This is a genomic window from Nonomuraea typhae (assembly GCF_009760925.1).
GTDB classification, from domain to species: domain Bacteria; phylum Actinomycetota; class Actinomycetes; order Streptosporangiales; family Streptosporangiaceae; genus Nonomuraea; species Nonomuraea typhae.
The window spans coordinates 81,109-96,391 of the sequence record NZ_VRLV01000021.1; the positions used below are offsets into that span (position 1 = coordinate 81,109).

The following is a 15,283-nucleotide window of genomic DNA, read 5'->3' on the forward strand; positions in this document are numbered from 1 at the left end:
GTCACCTCTCGCCGGGGTAGAGCAGGCCGATCAGGGCCGGGACGTCGATCGGGGCGCGCATGGCGCGGTTGACCGCCACCGTGGCGAACAGCGTCCGCGCGGCGGTGCGGGTGTCGTGGGGACGCAGCTCGCCGGCGGCGACGGCGGACTCCAGGAAGGCGCCGATGAGGTGTTGTCCCTCGCCGGTCAGCTCGGCCAGCGCCGCGCGGGCGCGGGTGGCGCCGAAGAAGAGCGCGACCAGGTCGGCGTTGTCGGCCAGCAGGGTGTCGAAGTCCGTCAGCAGGTCGATCAGGACCTCGCGCGCGGGGCGGCCGGTGTGGCCCGCGGTGAGCAGCTCGCGCAGGCGGGGCAGGAAGCCGCGTTCCCTGAGCAGGGTCTCGACCAGGGCTTCCTTGCTGTCGAAGTAGCGGTAGAGCAGTCCGGGGGTGACGCCGGCGGCCGTGGCGAGGTCCTTGACCGAGGCGCCGTCCACACCCTTGGCCGCGAAGACGGTCAGCGCCGCGTCGAGGAGCTGTTCCCGCCGGCGCTCTGCCTGTTCCTTCCGAGTGGTCATGGGAATCCTTGTTGAGTAAACGTTTATTCAACGAAGATACAGGGTTCCGGATACCGGAACAACGCATTTCGCTTTCGGTAGCGGGGCGATAACTTCGCGTGCGTGTCAGGAGCAGGTGGCGATCCTTCCCGGAAAGGCGTGCCTATGTCCGTGGTCATCAGCAGCCCGTACCAGAACTCCGTGGCTGACTACTGGAACAGGGAGAAGAACCCGGTCAACCTCCGCCTCGGCGAGGTTTCGGGCACCTATCACCATCACTACGGCATCGGGGACGTCGACTGGTCGGTCCTGGAGGGGCCCGAGGAGGGCCGCGACGAGCGGATGATCGCCGAGATGCACCGGCTGGAGACGGCCCAGGCCGTGCTCCTGCTCGACCACCTCGGCCCGATCCAGCCCGGCGACCGGCTGCTGGACGCCGGCTCCGGGCGCGGCGGCAGCAGCTTCATGGCCCACGAGCGCTTCGGCTGCCACGTCGACGGCGTCTCGATCTCGCAGAAGCAGGTCGACTTCGCCAACGAGCACGCGCGCCTGCGCGGAGTGGACGACAGAGTCCGCTTCCACCTGTGCAACATGCTCAAGACCGGCTTCGAACCCGAGAGCTTCGCCGGCATCTGGAACAACGAGAGCACGATGTACGTCAACCTCGCCAAGTTGTTCGCCGCCCACGCCCAGCTCCTGCGGCCCGGCGGCCGGTACGTCACCATCACCGGCTGCTACAACGACGTCTACGGCCTGCCCTCCAAGGCGGTCAGCGAGATCAACGCCCACTACATCTGCGACATCCACCCGCGCAGCGCCTACTTCCGCGCCATGGCCGACAACGGCCTGGTGCCGATCAGCGTGGTGGACCTGACCGAGCTCACCATCCCCTACTGGGAACTGCGCGCGCAGTCCTCCGTGATCACCGGCATCGAGCAGGCGTTCCTGACGGCCTACCGCGACGGCAGCTTCCAATACCTGCTGATCGCCGCCGACCGCGTCTGACCCGAGCACCCTCGCCCAGCGAAAGGAACGTCATGCCCGACCCCTCCGCGTTCCTGTCCGGACCAACCGGGCTCGGCACCTCCGCCGTCCGCCTGTTCGCAGATCCGGCGGACGGCGGCCCCGTGCCAGACCCGTTCTGGTGCTCCGCCGGACCACGGGTCACGCGGCAGCCGCCGCTCACCTACGCCCTGCGGCCGTGGGCCGACGGGAGCATGCCGCCGCTGTACTGCCCGCTGACCGTCCGGGTGAACGACGCGCTCGCGACCCTGGTCAACGAGCGGCTGGTGGCGTGGGCCGAAGGGATCGGACTGCACGAGGGACGCATCGAGCAGTTCCGGCAGACCGGGTTCGGGCGGCTGATCACGCTGGCGCACCCCGACATCGACGACCCCGACCGGCTGCTGCTGGCCGCCCAGATGAACGCCGCCTGGTGGGCCTGCGACGACTATTACGCCGACGAGACCGAGCTGGGCGCCGACCCGGAACTCCTGGCCGGACGGCTGGCCCTGGCCGTGTCGGCCATGGACGCGCCGCCGCCCGCCGACGAGTTCACCGAGCAGCTCGACGAGCAGCTGGGCGCCGATCCGGTCCTGGTCTCGCTGACCTCCGCCCGCGATCACGTGGCGAGGCACGCCACGCCCTCCCAGATCGCCCGGGTCAACCTCACCTCGTGCCAGATGTGGGTGAGCTGGAACGCCTACGGCGCCTGGCGGCAGAGCGGGCAGCAGGTGGAGGCATGGCGATACCTGGCCACACGCCAGCACGACAGCTTCTACACCTCGATGACGCTCATCGACATCGCGGGCGGCTACGAGCTGCCCGCCAACCTCTTCTACCGGCCGCGGGTGCACCGCGCGGCCATGCGGGCCGGCACCGCGGCGGTGATCGTCAACGACCTGCACTCGGCCCTCAAGGAGGCCGCCGACGAGCGGCCCGACTGCAACCTCGTGCTGCTGATCGCCGAGGAACGCGGCTGCAGCCTGCGCGAGGCCGCCGAGCGCGCCGTCGCGCTGCACAACGACATCGTCGCGGCGTTCGAGGCCGACTGCCGCGAGCTGGCCAAGACGCCCTCGCTCGAGCTGCGGCAGTTCCTGTGGGCCCTCGGCGCCTGGCTGGGCGGCAGTTTCGAGTGGCACAGCACCACCAACAGGTACTCCACGACAGAGACGTAACTGTGCGGCGCCACCACGCGGGCACCGGTTAACACCGCCGGAAGTTGTGGCAACCCTCCATATCTGGATCATCGGGTTGTGGTGTGAGATCGGTGCCATGAAAAATGCTGGAGACCTGGCGAGGGTCAGCGTGTTCGCGGCGCTCATCGCCGTGCTCGGACTACCGGGGTCGCTGAACGTTTTCGGCAACGCCGTACCGATCACCTTGCAGACCTTCGGCGTGATGCTCGCCGGGGTGATCCTGGGCACGTGGCGGGCGGCACTGGCCGTCGTCGTGCTGCTCGTGCTGGTGGCGGTCGGGCTGCCGCTGCTGGCCGGAGGCCGGGGCGGGCTCGGCGTGTTCGCGATGCCGTCGGCCGGATACCTGCTCGGCTGGATCCCGGGCGCGGCGCTCACGGGGTGGATCGCGGAGCGGGGCGGGGCCAAGCCCGGCTTCGTCCGGCTGCTGATCGCCTGCGTGGTCGGCGGGATCGGGGTCATCTACCTGATCGGGGTGCCGGTGCAGGCGGCGATCACCGGGCTGCCCCTGTGGGCGGCGCTGGCGGGCAGCGCGATCTTCCTGCCCGGCGACCTGATCAAGGCGGTGCTCGCCGCCCTGGTCGCGCGGGGTGTGCAGCGTGCCTATCCCGACGCCGCGCCGGGGCGCCGGCGGGAGCACCACACGTGACGGTCGCCGACCTCGTCCTGGAGCACGCCGCACGTGCTCCGGAACGGCTCGCCCTGGTCGGGCCGGACGAGGAGGTCACCTACGGGGAACTCGCCCGCCGGGTGAAATCCCTGCCCGCCCGGTCCGTCATCACCGCGCGGGATCCGGTGCGCGCCCTGACGACGGCGCTCGCCGCCGACCTGGCCGGGATCGTCCCGCTGATCTGCGATCCGGCGGCGGCGCGCCTGGTCACGCCGGAATGGACGCTGTCCGGGCCGGGATGGGCGAGCTTCACCTCCGGCAGCACCGGCCGCCCGCGTGCCGTGCTGCGCTCGCGGGAGTCGTGGCGGGACTCCTTCCCGCACCTCAACGCGCTGGCCGGGGTGAGCGAGGACGACGTCGTGCTCGTGCCGGGCCCGCTGGTCTCCTCCTTGTACGGCTTCGCCGCCGCGCACGCGCTGGGCGTCGGCGCGACGGCCATCGTCCCGGGCCGGTGGTCGCTGGAGCACCTCGGCCGGGCCAGCGTCGTCCACCTGGTGCCGCACCAGCTGCCGCAGGTGCTGCCCAAGCCGCCGTCGCTGCGGGTGGCCGTCGTGGGCGGCGCGGCACTGGACCCCGCCGTGCGGGCCCAGGCCGAGGGGCTGCGCGTGGTGGCGTACTACGGGGCCACCGAGCTGTCCTTCGTCGCCGCCGACCCCGACGGGAATGGGCTGCGCGCCTTCCCCGAGACCGAGATCGAGGTGCGCGAGGGCGTCGTGTGGGTGCGTTCGCCCTGGGTGGCCAAGGGGTACCTGGGCCCGGCCGCCGGGCCGCTGCGCCGGGACGCCGCCGGGTGGGCCAGCGTCGGCGACCTGGCCGGGCCGTACACGCCGGGCGGGGTGCTGCGGGTGCGCGGCCGGGGCGACGGCGCGATCCAGACCGGCGGCGCCACCGTCGTGCCCGAGGACGTGGAGGCGGTGCTGCGCCGGGTGCCCGGCGTGCTGGACGCGGTCGTGGTCGGCTCGCCCCACCCCGAGCTGGGCGCGGTCGTGACCGCGGTGGTCGAGGGCGACGGTGTACGGCGGGCGGCGCTGGAGGCGGCGGCCCGCGACGGGCTCGACCCGGTGCAGCGCCCGCGCCGCTGGTACGCGGCAGGCAGCCTGCCGCGCAACGCCACGGGCAAGCCGGCCCGCGCGCTGGTCGCCGAGGGGCTGACCGGGTTCAGGCGGCTGGTCTGACATGGGCCGGCCGATGATCGTCGCGGCCCGCCGTACCCCGATCGGGACGGCCGGGCACGCCTTCAAGGACCGCACCGCCGAGGACCTGGCCGCGCCGGTGATCGCGGCCGTGGCCGGGGACGCCCGGGTGGACGACGTGGTGCTGGGCAACTGCATGGGACCGGGCGGGAACCTGGCGCGGGTGTCGGCGCTGGCCGCCGGGCTCGGTCACGAGGTGCCGGGGCTGACCGTGGACCGGCAGTGCGGCAGCGGGCTGGCCGCGATCCTGGTGGCCGGGCAGGCGGTGGCCGCGGGGGAGATGGACGTGGTGATCGCGGGCGGGGTGGAGAGCGCCTCGACGGCGCCGCTGCGCACGCATCCCGGGGCGGCCGGGCCGTACGCGAGAGCGCCCTTCACCCCGCGCGGCCGGCCCGACCCCGACATGGGCCCGGCCGCCGAGGCGCTGGCCGTCAAGTACGGCATCAGCAGGGAGCGCCAGGACGCCTACGCGATCGAGAGCCATGCCAAGGCGCTGGCGGCCGACTTCGGCCGGGAGATCGTCCCGATCGGCGGGCGGGAGCGTGACGAACGGCCCCGCGTGCTGCGCGCGGCGTCGCTGGCCAGGCTGCCCGCGGCGTTCGTGCCCGGCGGGACGGTGACGGCGGGCAACTCCTCGCCCATCAGCGACGGCGCGGCGGCGGTCATGCTCGTGCGCGAGCAGCCGGGCGTGCCGGGATTGCGGCTGGTCGCGGGCACCGTCGCGGGCTGCGACCCGGAGCTGCCGGGCTGGGGCCCGGTCCCGGCCGTGGAGCGGGTGCTGACGCGGGCCGGAGTCGGGATCGAGCAGGTCGCCGCCGTGGAGATCGTGGAGGCGTTCGCCGCCCAGGTGCTCGCGGTGACCGACGCGCTCGGCCTGGACCCGCTGGGCGCCGACCGAAACCGCGTCTGCGCCGGCGGCGGCGCGCTGGCACTCGGGCACCCATGGGGAGCCAGCGGGGCCGTCGTCGTCACCCGGTTGTTCACCCGTTTGACCGGGCACGGCGTCGCACGTGGCACCCTGGGTCTGGCCGCGGCCGCGGTCGGGGGCGGCCTGGGAGTCGCCGCGTTGTTCGAGGTGGTGTGAGTGATCGAGCTGAAAGACGTGCGCGTACGGCTGGCCGAGCGCGACGTCCTGGACGGGCTGACGCTCACCCTGCCCGAGCGGCGCATCGGCGTGGTGGGCGCCAACGGCTCGGGCAAGAGCACCTTCGCCCGCCTGCTCAACGGCCTGGCCCTGCCTGCCTCGGGCAGCGTGCGCGTCCTGGGGATGGACACCCGGCGGGAGGCGGCCACGATCAGGCGGCGGGTGGGGTTCGTGTTCACCGACCCCGACGCGCAGATCGTCATGCCGACCGTCGCCGAGGACGTGGCCTTCTCCCTGCGGCGCAGGGGCCTGTCCAAGGCCGAGGTGAACGAGCTGGTCACCGACGTGCTCTCCCGGTACGGCCTGGCCGGGCACGCCGACCACCCGGCCCATCAGCTGTCCGGCGGGCAGAAGCAGCTGCTGGCCCTGTGCTCGGTGCTCGTGCTCGAACCCGACATCCTGGTCATGGACGAGCCCACGACCCTGCTCGACCTGCGCAACTCCCGCCAGGTGGCGCAGGTCATCGCCGAACTGCCGCAGCAGGTGGTGGTCGTCAGCCACGACCTGGAGCTGCTGACCGGCTTCGACCGGGTGCTCGTCCTGGACCAGGGCAAGCTCGTGGCCGACGGCCCGCCCGCGAGCGCGCTCGCCCGCTATCGCGAGCTGATGGCGTGACCGGGCTCAAGCTGCTCGGGCTGGCCGCGGGCTGCACGGTGCTGGTCCTGCTCCGGTCGCCGTGGGCGCTGGCGGGGGCGGCGCTCGTCGTGATCGGGCTGTACGGCGTGGCCCGCGTCCGTCCCGCGGCGGCCTGGGCGCAGGTGCGGCCGGTGCGCTGGTTCGCCGCCGTGCTCTTCGCCACCCAGCTCCTGCTCGCCGGCCTGCCGGAGGCGGTCTCGACCACGACGCGGGTGGTGCTGATGGTGGCCCTGGCCGGGCTGGTCACGCTGACCACGCCCGCCTCCGTGATGATGGCCACGCTGGAACGCGGGCTGACGCCGCTGCGGCTGTTCAAGATCGACCCGTTCCGCGTCTCGCTCATGCTCACCCTGACCCTGCGCAGCGTGCCGCTGCTGGCCGACCTGGCGCGGCGGGTCAGGGAGGCGCAGCTGGCGCGCGGGGTGAGCTGGAGCCTTCGGGCCTTCGCCGTACCTCTGGTGGTGGGGGCGTTGCGGCACGCGGACGCGCTCGGCGAGGCACTCAGCGCCCGCGGCCTCGACGACTGACGCGCGGTGCTCAGCGCCCGCGGCCCTCCTTGAGCCGGGTGAACCGCTCGAAGACCCGCTCGCGGTCCTCGGGGGCGATGCCGTTGCCGTCGTCGGTGACGGTCAGCACCACCTCCTCGCCCTCCACCGCGACCCGCAACCTCGACGTGGGAGCGGGCGTGGCGCTCGGCGTTGTCCAGCAGGTTCGTCAGCAGCCGGTCGAGCTGGATGGGCGAGCCCTCCACGTACGCCTCCGACGCCAGGTCGGCGGTGACGGCCGGGCGGCGCGCGGCCTGCCGCCGCGCCAGCTCCGCGACGTCCACGGGCCCTTCGTCCGGTACGGCTCCCGCGTCCAGCCTGGCCATCAGCAGGAGTTCGTCGATGATCCCCGCCAGCCGGTCGGCCGCCTCGAGGGAGCGGGCGCTCACCTCGGGCCAGTCGGTGTCCTCCGGGTAGGTGACGGCCAGGTCGAGCTGGGTGCGCAGGGCGGTGATGGGGCTGCGCAGCTCGTGGGAGGCGTCGCTGACGAAGTTGCGCTGGGTCTCGGTGGAGCGTTCCAATCGGGCCAGGGTGTCGTTGGTGGTGGCGGCCAGGGCGGCGATCTCGTCGCCGGTGCCGGGCTGGTGGACGCGCCGCCCGAGGTCCCCGGCGGTGATGGCGGCCAGCTGGGTGCGGATGCGCTCCACCGGGCGCAGCGCCTGGCCGACGGCGGTCCAGGCGGCGACGGCCACCATGACGAGCAGGGTCGGAACGGAGACGGCGAGCGTGAGGTAGAACAGGCCGACGGCCTGCCGGGTGCCGGCCACGTCCTCGGCGGCGTAGACGGTGACCTGGCCTCGGGGCGAGGTGGTGGACATGGCGGCGATGTAGTAGTCGCCGGCCTGGCCGGGGAGCGACGGCGGGCCGTACGCGGAGTAGATGCGCTCGGCCTGCGGGGTGGGCAGGGTGCTGAAGCGGCCGGGACCGGTGGCCTGCGGCGAGCTGGAGAGCACCCGGCCGTCGGCGGCGACGACCTGGAGGAGGTCGATGCCGGGCGGGGTGGACAGCTCGGCGGGCAGGGGGAGATCGTTGCCGAAACCGGCTCGCAGCAAAGCGTCGCCCTGGTAAAGGACCGCTATGGGCAGGTGGGTTCGGCCGGCTGGGCGGGCAGGCCGATGGCGTTCCAGGACTGTCTGACCACGTCGAACTCGGCGCAGCTCGGGGCATGCAACGTCTTGGCCGCGGTGAGGGTGGCGATGCGGGCCTTCTTGTGGTTCCAGGGGTTGCTCTTGAGTGTCAGCGAGGCCATGAAGATCTGCAGGGCCTTGCGCACCCCGATCCCGGTGATCGGCGGGCCGCCGTCGCAGCGCTGGGGGCTGGCCCTGGTGCCGTCGGCCAGCAGGACGAACCAGCGGCTGTGCGGGGCGGAGGTGGCGTGTACCTCGCCGATGGGGCCGTGGCAGGCGGGGAAGCCGACCGCGGCGGGGTTGGCCAGGTTGCGCAGCGGCCCGGTGCCCAGTCCCGGGAGCTCGCCGATCAGCCAGTCGGGCGGGTTGTTCGGGTTGTTCGCGTAGTGTTCGACGCCGGCGCCGAGGATGTCGGCGGCCGACTCGTTCAGCGCGCCCATCTCGTTGCCGGACCCGGCGCCGCCGGGGGTGTACTGGTAGACGGCGTGGCCGTACTCGTGGCCGACGAGGTCCAGGGTGGTGGTCCGGGGCCTGAGCGCGGCGATGCCGAAGCCGGCCCTCGCGCCGTTCCAGTAGTTGTTGACGGTGCTGGCGTCGACGACGGCGGGGAAGGCCCGGCCGTTGCCGTCGAAGCCGTTGCGGCCCGCCCAGTCGCGCAGCATGTTCCACAACTGCTGTGCGCCGTACATCACGTCGACGCAGGCCCTGACGGCAGGCGAGCCGTCGACCGGCTCCGTGACGACGAAGGGGACGCCGCTGGTGCCGCCGCAGCGGAGTCCCGGCCGGGTGGAGTCCACCATCCGGCCGGGGTCGAGGTCAATCGTGACCCTTCCGTTGTGAAGCCCGAAGCCGACGGTGGGTTGCAGAGTTCCGCCGGCCAGAGTAACGACTGCGGCGAGGGCGACGGAGCTCAACCGGGGCATCAGTTTCACCCCTTCAGGGCACACCACTCGATCGGTCGGGAAAAGCCCACGTGTCGCCATAACGGCGCCTTATACCTCGCGCAGGACCTCGCGCAGGCGGGGTTCGAACGTCCCCGGGTCCTCGGCGAAGCCGATGTGGCCGCCGGGGAACATCGTGGGCTGGGTGCCGAGCGAGGCGGCAAGTGCCCTGGAGGTCCGGTCGCAGAGCTCGCCGGCCGATTCCTCGCCGAGGCCGATGAGGATCTTCGCCGGGTTGTCGCGCAGGTTGGGCAGATCGGGCACCCACTGGACGGTGCCGCGCAGCATCTGGAGGTAGGAGTAGCGGTCGTCGGCGGCCGCCTGCGTGCCCGGCTCGGGGACGAAGTGGTCCAGCATGCCTTCGGGCAGGTGGATGTTGGCGTTCTCCATGAACATCGCCCAGGCGCCCTTGATGTCGCCGGCGGCGTAGGCGGCGATCATGTCCTCGACCCTGGCCGTCAGCTTCTCGCGGTCGTCGAGCTGGTGGTAGTGCGGGGGCTCGTGGGCGATGACCGCGCGCAGGAGGTCGGGGCGGGACTGCGCGAGGGCGAGCACGGTGACAGCGCCGCCGCTGGAGCCGAACGCGACGGCGGGGCCGGCGTCGAGGTGGTCCAGGAGCCGGGCCAGGTCGGCGGCGCGCAGGGCGGGCGTGGACTCCTGCTCGGGGTCGGTCAGCACGCTGCGGCCGATGCCGCGCGGGTCGGCGGTCACCACGGTGTGGTCGGTGGCGAGCAGGTCGGCGAGGGGGGCGAAGGCGCCGGCGTCCATGGGAGCGCCGAACAACAGGACCAGGGGGCCGGTGCCGCGGACCTCGTAGTACAGCCGGCCATCAGAAATGTCGAGATACATGGTGTTTCCTCTCTCCGCATTCGGAACTAGACCGTACAGTACTGCCGTGAGTACTGGACCGTCTAGTATGATTTTGAGCATGGAGCAGACACAGTCGGACGGGCGCACGGCCAGGAAACGCCGCGCCATCCTCGACGCGGCCCGCACCCTCTTCCTGCGCAACGGCTTCGCGGGCACCAGCATGGACGACGTCGCCGCCATGGCCGAGGTCTCCAAGCAGACCGTCTACAAGCACTTCGCGGACAAGCAGAGCCTGTTCGGCGAGCTGATCACGCTCGACATCTCCCAGATGGAGGTGGACCCGCACCCGCTCGAACTGGCCATGCCCGGCACCGACGACCTGGAGCGCGACCTGCGAGAATACGCCCGCATGCACCTGAGCGTGGTCATGCAGCCGCCCCTGCTGCGCATGCGCCGCGTGCTCATCGGCGAAGCCGACCGCTTCCCGCACCTGGCCCGTGCCTGGTACGAGAACGGGCCGGAGCGCTCGTGCGCCATCTTCGCCGGATGGTTCGAGGCGCTCGACCGGCGCGGGCTGCTCCACGCGCCCGACCCCATGCTGGCCGCCCAGCACTTCAACTGGCTCGTGCTGTCGATCCCGCTGAACAAGGCGATGTCCATGCCGGTCGAGGGCGCCATGTTCAGCGACGCGGAACTGCGCCACTACGCCGACGCGGGCGTGCGCGTCTTCCTGGCCGCCTACGCCAGCGGCACCGCCGCCTCTGCCGTGAACGGCAGGAACGTGAACGACTCCTGAAGGTAGAGCCTGACCGTGGCATCCGTGTGCGACAGGTAGCCGATCGACAGGTCCTGCCCCAGGTGCAGGTCATAGTCGCCACCCCGCGTGGTCAGGACCAGCGCGCCGGTCAGCGCCGGCGCCCAGATGATCTCGCCGTCCACCATGCGCTCGATGTGCGCGCGCACCGGGTAGCCGTGGTCGCTGGTCTCCGTCACGCCCGTGTACGCCTCCGCGCCCAGCAACACCGTGTACGGCCCGTCCACACCGGCCATGCGCAGCCCGCTCAGCGCCTGGGCGATCGCCTCCGGGTAGCCGGTGACCTCGGCGGGCAGCGGGATCGGGGTGTGCGAGCTGGCCGGGACGATGCCCGAGATGGCGGCCGCGCCGTACCCATGGAAGATCGCGCGGTCCTCGGCGATGGCCAGGGCGGTCGCGGCGTCCTTGGCCGGCTGCCAGTCGGAGTCGCCCGAGCCGCGCTCCACGTCGTCGATCGCCTCGCGGCTCAGCTCGAACGGCCGGCGCAGCTCCACCAGCGCGGCCACCTCGCGGCGGCGGGCCTCGACGCCGTCGCCCGGCGGCTCGATCCTGGTGTAGTGGCCGGTGCCGACGGCCGACAGGCCGGCGCCCGAGGGGCCGTGGGTGTCGACCACCCGGCGGCCGGCGAGGTTGCGCTTGAAGGTCCTGGCCACCTCCTCCTCGATCTGCGCCCAGGCGGCGGCGGAGATCGGCGCGAGGTCGCGGTGCAGGTTGTTCATGTCTGCGGGACTCCTTTGAGGCTGCCGATCTCGAGCGCGCCGGGCTCCTCGGTCTCCTCGGCGGCCTCGGCGAGGCGGTCGAGCAGGGCGGGTGCCGGGACGAAGTAGCTCGAGCCGGTCAGGGCGGTGGAGAAGTCCAGGATCCGGTCGTAGTTGCCGGGCGGATCGCCGGCGAACATGTTCGTCATCATCCGGTCGATGGTGTCCGGGGTCCTGGAGTAGCCGATGAAGTAGGTGCCGAACTCGCCCGCGGCGGCGTTGCCGAACGGCATGTTGTCGCGCAGGATCTTCAGCTCTCTGCCGCCCTCCTCGATGACGGTCAGGGCGTTGTGCGCCCACGGGGGCTTCGTCTGGTCGTCGAGCTCGACGTTGCCGAGCTTGGTGCGGCCGATGACACGCTCCTGGTCCTCGACCGGCAGCGCGTTCCAGGCGGTCAGGTCGTGCACGTACTTCTGCACGGTGACGTAGGAGCCGCCGGCGAACACCGGGTCCTCCTCGCCGACCAGCACCGACGCGGCGGCCAGGTCCTCGTCGTCCGGGTTCTCGGTGCCGTCCACGAAGCCGAGCAGGTCGCGGGCGTCGAAGTAGCGGAAGCCGTGCACCTCGTCCACGGCGGCCAGCGCGCCGGACAGCCGTTCCATGACGAGCGCGGCCAGCTCGAAGCAGAGGTCCATCCGCTCGGCGCGCAGGTGCAGCAGCAGGTCGCCCGGCGTCGAGGGTGCGTAGTGGACGCCGCGCACCTCCGGCATCGGGCGCAACATCGCCGGGCGCGGCAGGTCGAACAGCCGGTCCCACGCGTCCGCGCCGAACCCGAGCGCGCAGGAGAGCCGGCCGTCCATGCTGCGGAACCCGACCGTGCGCAGCAGCGCGGGCAGGTCGCCGCAGAGCGCGCGCACCGCGTCCCGGGCGGCGGCCCCCGGCCGGACGGTGGCGACGGTGAAGACGGCCGCCCGGCTCAACGGCCCGAGCACCGCCTGAAGTCCATGCTGTCGTGGGCTCACCTGGTCGAACGTTGCCGCCCGCCGGTAAGGCCAACCTCACAGGACAACCAACGGTCTGAATGGGTGGTTTCCGGCGGCCGCTCGCGGACACAGGCGAGGAGTGAGACGACTGCCCGCCCTCGGGGTATGCCTGACAGCCGCCTTCATGTCCGGCCTCGACGTGAGCATCGTCAACGTCGCGCTCCCCTCCATCGAGCAGAGCCTCCACGCCACCGAGGACGGCCTGCAGTGGGTGCTGTCCGGATACGCGCTCACCTTCGGCCTGCTGCTCGTGCCCGCGGGCCGGCTCGGCGACGCCCGCAGCCGCCGGACGATGTTCATGATCGGCGTGACGCTGTTCACGCTGGCCAGTACCGCCTGCGGGTTCGCGCCCACCACCCACCTGCTCATCGCCGCCCGGCTGGTCCAGGGCATCGGCGCCGGACTGCTCAACCCCCAGGTGTCCGGGCTGATCCAGCAGATGTTCCAGGGTCAGGAACGCGGCCGGGCCTTCGGCGCGTTCGGGGCCACCATGGGCGTCGCGACCGCCGCCGGTCCCGCGATCGGCGGCGCGCTCGTCACGCTCTTCGGCGCCGAGTACGGCTGGCGGTGGGTCTTCCTCGTCAACCTGCCGATCGGCGTGATCCTGCTGCCGCTGGCCTGGAAACTGCTGCCCGCGCCCGGCCCCGCCCTGCGCCGCCGGCAGCAGAGCATGGACCCCGTCGGCGTGTTCCTCCTGGGCCTCGGCGTGTTCGGGCTGCTGCTGCCGTTCATCCAGCAACACCAGTGGGACAGCCAGGCCAAGTGGCTGCTCGTCCCCGCCGCCCTGCTCACGCTGACCGCGTTCGTCACCTGGGAGCGCCACTACGGGCGTGAGCCGCTCGTCCAGCTCGACCTGTTCTCCCGGCGCTCCTACAGGTTGGGCGCCGCCATCGGCATGCTCTACTTCGCCGGGTTCACCGGCATCCCCTTCACCTACACCCTCTTCCTGCAGAGCGGCCTGGGGTACACCCCGCTGGAGGCGGGCCTGGCCATCACCCCGTTCGCCCTCGGCTCCGCGCTGGCGGCGCTGGCGGGCGGGCGCCTGGTCGCGCGGGCCGGGCGGCGCGTGGTCGCGGCCGGCCTGACGATCGTCCTCGCCGGCCTGGCCGCCACCATCGCCGTCACCTTCCTGGCGCCCGCCGCCGGGCTCGGCTGGTACACCGCGCCCACCCTGCTGGTGACCGGGCTCGGCAGCGGCCTGGTCATCTCGCCCAATCAGGCCATCACGCTGTCGGAGGTGCCGCCCGAGCACGGCGGCAGCGCCGCCGGAGTCCTGCAGACCGGCCAGCGCCTCGGCACGTCGTTCGGCATCGCCGCCACCGGTTCGATCTTCTTCGGCGCGGTCGGCGAAGGCTGGCCCGCAGCCTTCCGCAACGGCCTCGTGATGGTGCTCGTCTTCGTCGCCGCCGCCCTCGCCGCAGCCCTCCACGATCTGTCCCGCAGCCGCGGCAAAGGGCCGGTACATCGGCCCTGACCTGCGACTATCGTCGCGGATAGCGCACGATAGCGAAACGGTAGTGGGACGATGCCCGTCCCCTTGAGCCTGAGGCCAGTTGATCCACAGGACCGGCCCCCACCCGGGGCGAGGCGAAGGAGACGCAGGCCATGTTCACCGCCAAACTGACTCGTACGTTCATGCTTCTCATGTCGCGCCGCACCGCCAACAACCCCTGGGAATAACGGGTGCCGATCGGACCCAACCCTGGGGCCGGATGCCCTTCACACCGCTCACCCGGCAAGGAGGCCGACGTGAGTTCCCCCGAGCGCCGGGTCGAGCTGCGCAGCGACACCTTCACCCTCCCGTCGCGGGAGATGCTGGAGGCGATGGTCGTAGCCGAACTCGGCGACGACGGCTATGGCGAAGACCCGACGGTCAACGAGCTCGAGGCCATGGCCGCGCACGTGATCGGCAAAGACGCCGCCTGCTTCATGCCCAGCGGGACCATGGGCAACCTGTCCGCCATCATGACCCACTGCCCCCGCGGGGCCAAGGTCATCGTGGGTGCGGAATCTGATATCTACCTGTACGAGGCAGGCGGTGCCTCAGTGTGCGGAGGAGTGGTCTACCACCCGGTGCCGAATCGCGCCGACGGCACCATGGACCTCGCTCTCATCGCCGCCGCCTTCCCGGCCAGCCCCGGTGATCCGCAGTACGCCCTGCCCGCGCTGCTCTGCCTGGAGAACCCGCAGAACCACCGCGGAGGCAAGGTGCTGCCCGCCTCCTACCTGCGCGAGGTCACCACCTTCGCCCGGGAGAACGGCCTGACCGTCCACCTGGACGGCTCACGGATCTTCAACGCCGCGCTGAGCGCCCGCGTACCCGCGGCCCAGCTCGCCGGCTATGCCGACTCGGTGATGTTCTGCCTGTCCAAAGGGCTGGGCGCGCCGGTCGGCTCGATCGTCGCCGGGACCGCCGCCTTCGTCCGCGACGTGCGCCGCCTGCGCAAGATGCTCGGCGGCGGCATGCGTCAGGCTGGAGTGCTGGCCGCCGCCGGCATCGTGGCCCTGGCCAATCGCGACCGCCTGGCCGACGACCACGTGAGCGCCCGCCGGCTCGCCGACGGCCTGGCCGCCATGTCCGAGCTCGCCGTCGAACGCGTGGACCCCGGCATCAACATGGTCTTCTTCCGGGTGGCCACGTCCGAGCTGGACACTCACGCCTTCATCGCCGCCGCGCAGGCGCGAGGGGTACGGCTGGCGGAACTCGGCCACAACCGGATCAGAGCGGTCACCCACAACGGAGTGTCCGCCGACGACATCGGCTACGCCCTCGACGTGATCGGATCGATCCTCGCCGACGCCAGGAGGAGGGGACGGACCGATCGCCGACGCGTGCTCGCCGGCTGACGCCCTGGCCCGGCGGCGCTGTCCGACGCCGAGCACGCCACCAGAACACCTCCTGTCCCATTCGACGCCGGGGGCACACCCCGCCGGG

15 protein-coding genes and 1 pseudogene are annotated in these 15,283 nt (G+C 72.2%); 10 read left to right on the forward strand and 6 right to left on the reverse strand.

All coding sequences use genetic code 11. The features are described 5' to 3' along the window. Position 1: 1 nt before the first annotated feature. Positions 2-553, reverse strand: a complete 552-nt coding sequence (locus FVE25_RS48610) for a TetR/AcrR family transcriptional regulator (protein ID WP_157249729.1) — start codon at positions 551-553, stop codon at positions 2-4. A 144-nt stretch (positions 554-697) separates the two neighbouring features. Between FVE25_RS48610 and FVE25_RS48615 the strand changes: the two genes are divergently transcribed. From FVE25_RS48615 to FVE25_RS48645, 7 genes are all read left to right on the forward strand, one after another. After that, a complete protein-coding gene (locus FVE25_RS48615) occupies positions 698-1,537 on the forward strand; it encodes a geranyl diphosphate 2-C-methyltransferase (protein WP_157249730.1) in 840 nt (279 codons plus the stop codon). Between the two features lie 32 nt (positions 1,538-1,569). Further along, positions 1,570-2,709 carry a family 2 encapsulin nanocompartment cargo protein terpene cyclase gene (locus tag FVE25_RS48620; RefSeq protein ID WP_157249731.1) on the forward strand — a complete coding sequence of 380 codons (1,140 nt, stop codon included), beginning with the start codon at positions 1,570-1,572 and terminating at the stop codon, positions 2,707-2,709. 97 nt (positions 2,710-2,806) lie between these two features. Further along, positions 2,807-3,376: a biotin transporter BioY gene (locus FVE25_RS48625; protein ID WP_157249732.1), complete on the forward strand. Its 570-nt coding sequence runs from the start codon at positions 2,807-2,809 to the stop codon at positions 3,374-3,376. After that, the gene (locus FVE25_RS48630) at positions 3,373-4,572 is read left to right on the forward strand and encodes a class I adenylate-forming enzyme family protein (RefSeq protein WP_157249733.1); all 1,200 of its coding nucleotides are present in this window, start codon (positions 3,373-3,375) and stop codon (positions 4,570-4,572) included. The genes FVE25_RS48625 and FVE25_RS48630 overlap by 4 nt, the downstream gene beginning before the upstream one ends. 13 nt (positions 4,573-4,585) lie before the next feature. Beyond that, on the forward strand, positions 4,586-5,674 hold the full coding sequence (locus FVE25_RS48635; RefSeq protein WP_157249734.1) for a thiolase family protein: 1,089 nt from the start codon (positions 4,586-4,588) through the stop codon (positions 5,672-5,674). After that, the gene (locus FVE25_RS48640; protein WP_157249735.1) at positions 5,675-6,349 is read left to right on the forward strand and encodes an energy-coupling factor ABC transporter ATP-binding protein; all 675 of its coding nucleotides are present in this window, start codon (positions 5,675-5,677) and stop codon (positions 6,347-6,349) included. A 38-nt stretch (positions 6,350-6,387) separates the two neighbouring features. After that, positions 6,388-6,897 (forward strand): energy-coupling factor transporter transmembrane component T family protein, encoded by a 510-nt coding sequence (locus FVE25_RS48645; protein WP_246267572.1) that lies wholly within the window; start codon positions 6,388-6,390, stop codon positions 6,895-6,897. 335 nt (positions 6,898-7,232) lie between these two features. On the opposite strand, the pseudogene FVE25_RS48660 reads toward FVE25_RS48645, so the two are convergent. From FVE25_RS48660 to FVE25_RS48670, 3 genes and pseudogenes are all read right to left on the reverse strand, one after another. Continuing rightward, positions 7,233-7,733 (reverse strand): annotated as a pseudogene (locus tag FVE25_RS48660) (histidine kinase dimerization/phospho-acceptor domain-containing protein); the annotation flags it as partial. Between the two features lie 257 nt (positions 7,734-7,990). After that, positions 7,991-8,965 (reverse strand): M4 family metallopeptidase, encoded by a 975-nt coding sequence (locus tag FVE25_RS48665; protein ID WP_181019717.1) that lies wholly within the window; start codon positions 8,963-8,965, stop codon positions 7,991-7,993. Positions 8,966-9,034: 69 nt separating this feature from the next. Beyond that, a complete protein-coding gene (locus tag FVE25_RS48670; protein ID WP_157249740.1) occupies positions 9,035-9,832 on the reverse strand; it encodes an alpha/beta fold hydrolase in 798 nt (265 codons plus the stop codon). Between the two features lie 79 nt (positions 9,833-9,911). Here FVE25_RS48670 and FVE25_RS48675 point away from each other — a divergent pair, with 79 nt between their 5' ends. Continuing rightward, on the forward strand, positions 9,912-10,589 hold the full coding sequence (locus FVE25_RS48675) for a TetR/AcrR family transcriptional regulator (RefSeq protein ID WP_157249741.1): 678 nt from the start codon (positions 9,912-9,914) through the stop codon (positions 10,587-10,589). Here FVE25_RS48675 and FVE25_RS48680 read toward each other — a convergent pair. Both FVE25_RS48680 and FVE25_RS48685 read right to left on the reverse strand, forming a co-directional pair. After that, positions 10,532-11,326: a family 1 encapsulin nanocompartment shell protein gene (locus FVE25_RS48680; RefSeq protein ID WP_157249742.1), complete on the reverse strand. Its 795-nt coding sequence runs from the start codon at positions 11,324-11,326 to the stop codon at positions 10,532-10,534. The genes FVE25_RS48675 and FVE25_RS48680 overlap by 58 nt on opposite strands. After that, complete coding sequence (locus FVE25_RS48685; protein ID WP_246267470.1) at positions 11,323-12,297, reverse strand: Dyp-type peroxidase; 975 nt, start codon at positions 12,295-12,297, stop codon at positions 11,323-11,325. The genes FVE25_RS48680 and FVE25_RS48685 overlap by 4 nt, the downstream gene beginning before the upstream one ends. A gap of 130 nt (positions 12,298-12,427) precedes the next feature. On the opposite strand from FVE25_RS48685, the gene FVE25_RS48690 reads away from it, so the two are divergent. After that, on the forward strand, positions 12,428-13,822 hold the full coding sequence (locus FVE25_RS48690) for an MFS transporter (RefSeq protein WP_281367894.1): 1,395 nt from the start codon (positions 12,428-12,430) through the stop codon (positions 13,820-13,822). A 275-nt stretch (positions 13,823-14,097) separates the two neighbouring features. Next, positions 14,098-15,195, forward strand: coding sequence for a GntG family PLP-dependent aldolase (locus tag FVE25_RS48695; RefSeq protein ID WP_219825646.1), 1,098 nt, complete (start codon positions 14,098-14,100; stop codon positions 15,193-15,195). Positions 15,196-15,283 lie beyond the last annotated feature (88 nt).

What these genes read in the sequence shown, in the direction of transcription:
- FVE25_RS48610 (WP_157249729.1), bottom strand. Translation starts at nt 553, where the DNA reads ATGACCACTCGGAAGGAACAGGCAGAGCGCCGGCGGGAACAGCTCCTC.
- FVE25_RS48615 (WP_157249730.1), top strand. Translation starts at nt 698, where the DNA reads ATGTCCGTGGTCATCAGCAGCCCGTACCAGAACTCCGTGGCTGACTAC.
- FVE25_RS48620 (WP_157249731.1), top strand. Translation starts at nt 1,570, where the DNA reads ATGCCCGACCCCTCCGCGTTCCTGTCCGGACCAACCGGGCTCGGCACC.
- FVE25_RS48625 (WP_157249732.1), top strand. Translation starts at nt 2,807, where the DNA reads ATGAAAAATGCTGGAGACCTGGCGAGGGTCAGCGTGTTCGCGGCGCTC.
- FVE25_RS48635 (WP_157249734.1), top strand. Translation starts at nt 4,586, where the DNA reads ATGATCGTCGCGGCCCGCCGTACCCCGATCGGGACGGCCGGGCACGCC.
- FVE25_RS48665 (WP_181019717.1), bottom strand. Translation starts at nt 8,965, where the DNA reads ATGCCCCGGTTGAGCTCCGTCGCCCTCGCCGCAGTCGTTACTCTGGCC.
- FVE25_RS48670 (WP_157249740.1), bottom strand. Translation starts at nt 9,832, where the DNA reads ATGTATCTCGACATTTCTGATGGCCGGCTGTACTACGAGGTCCGCGGC.
- FVE25_RS48675 (WP_157249741.1), top strand. Translation starts at nt 9,912, where the DNA reads ATGGAGCAGACACAGTCGGACGGGCGCACGGCCAGGAAACGCCGCGCC.
- FVE25_RS48680 (WP_157249742.1), bottom strand. Translation starts at nt 11,326, where the DNA reads ATGAACAACCTGCACCGCGACCTCGCGCCGATCTCCGCCGCCGCCTGG.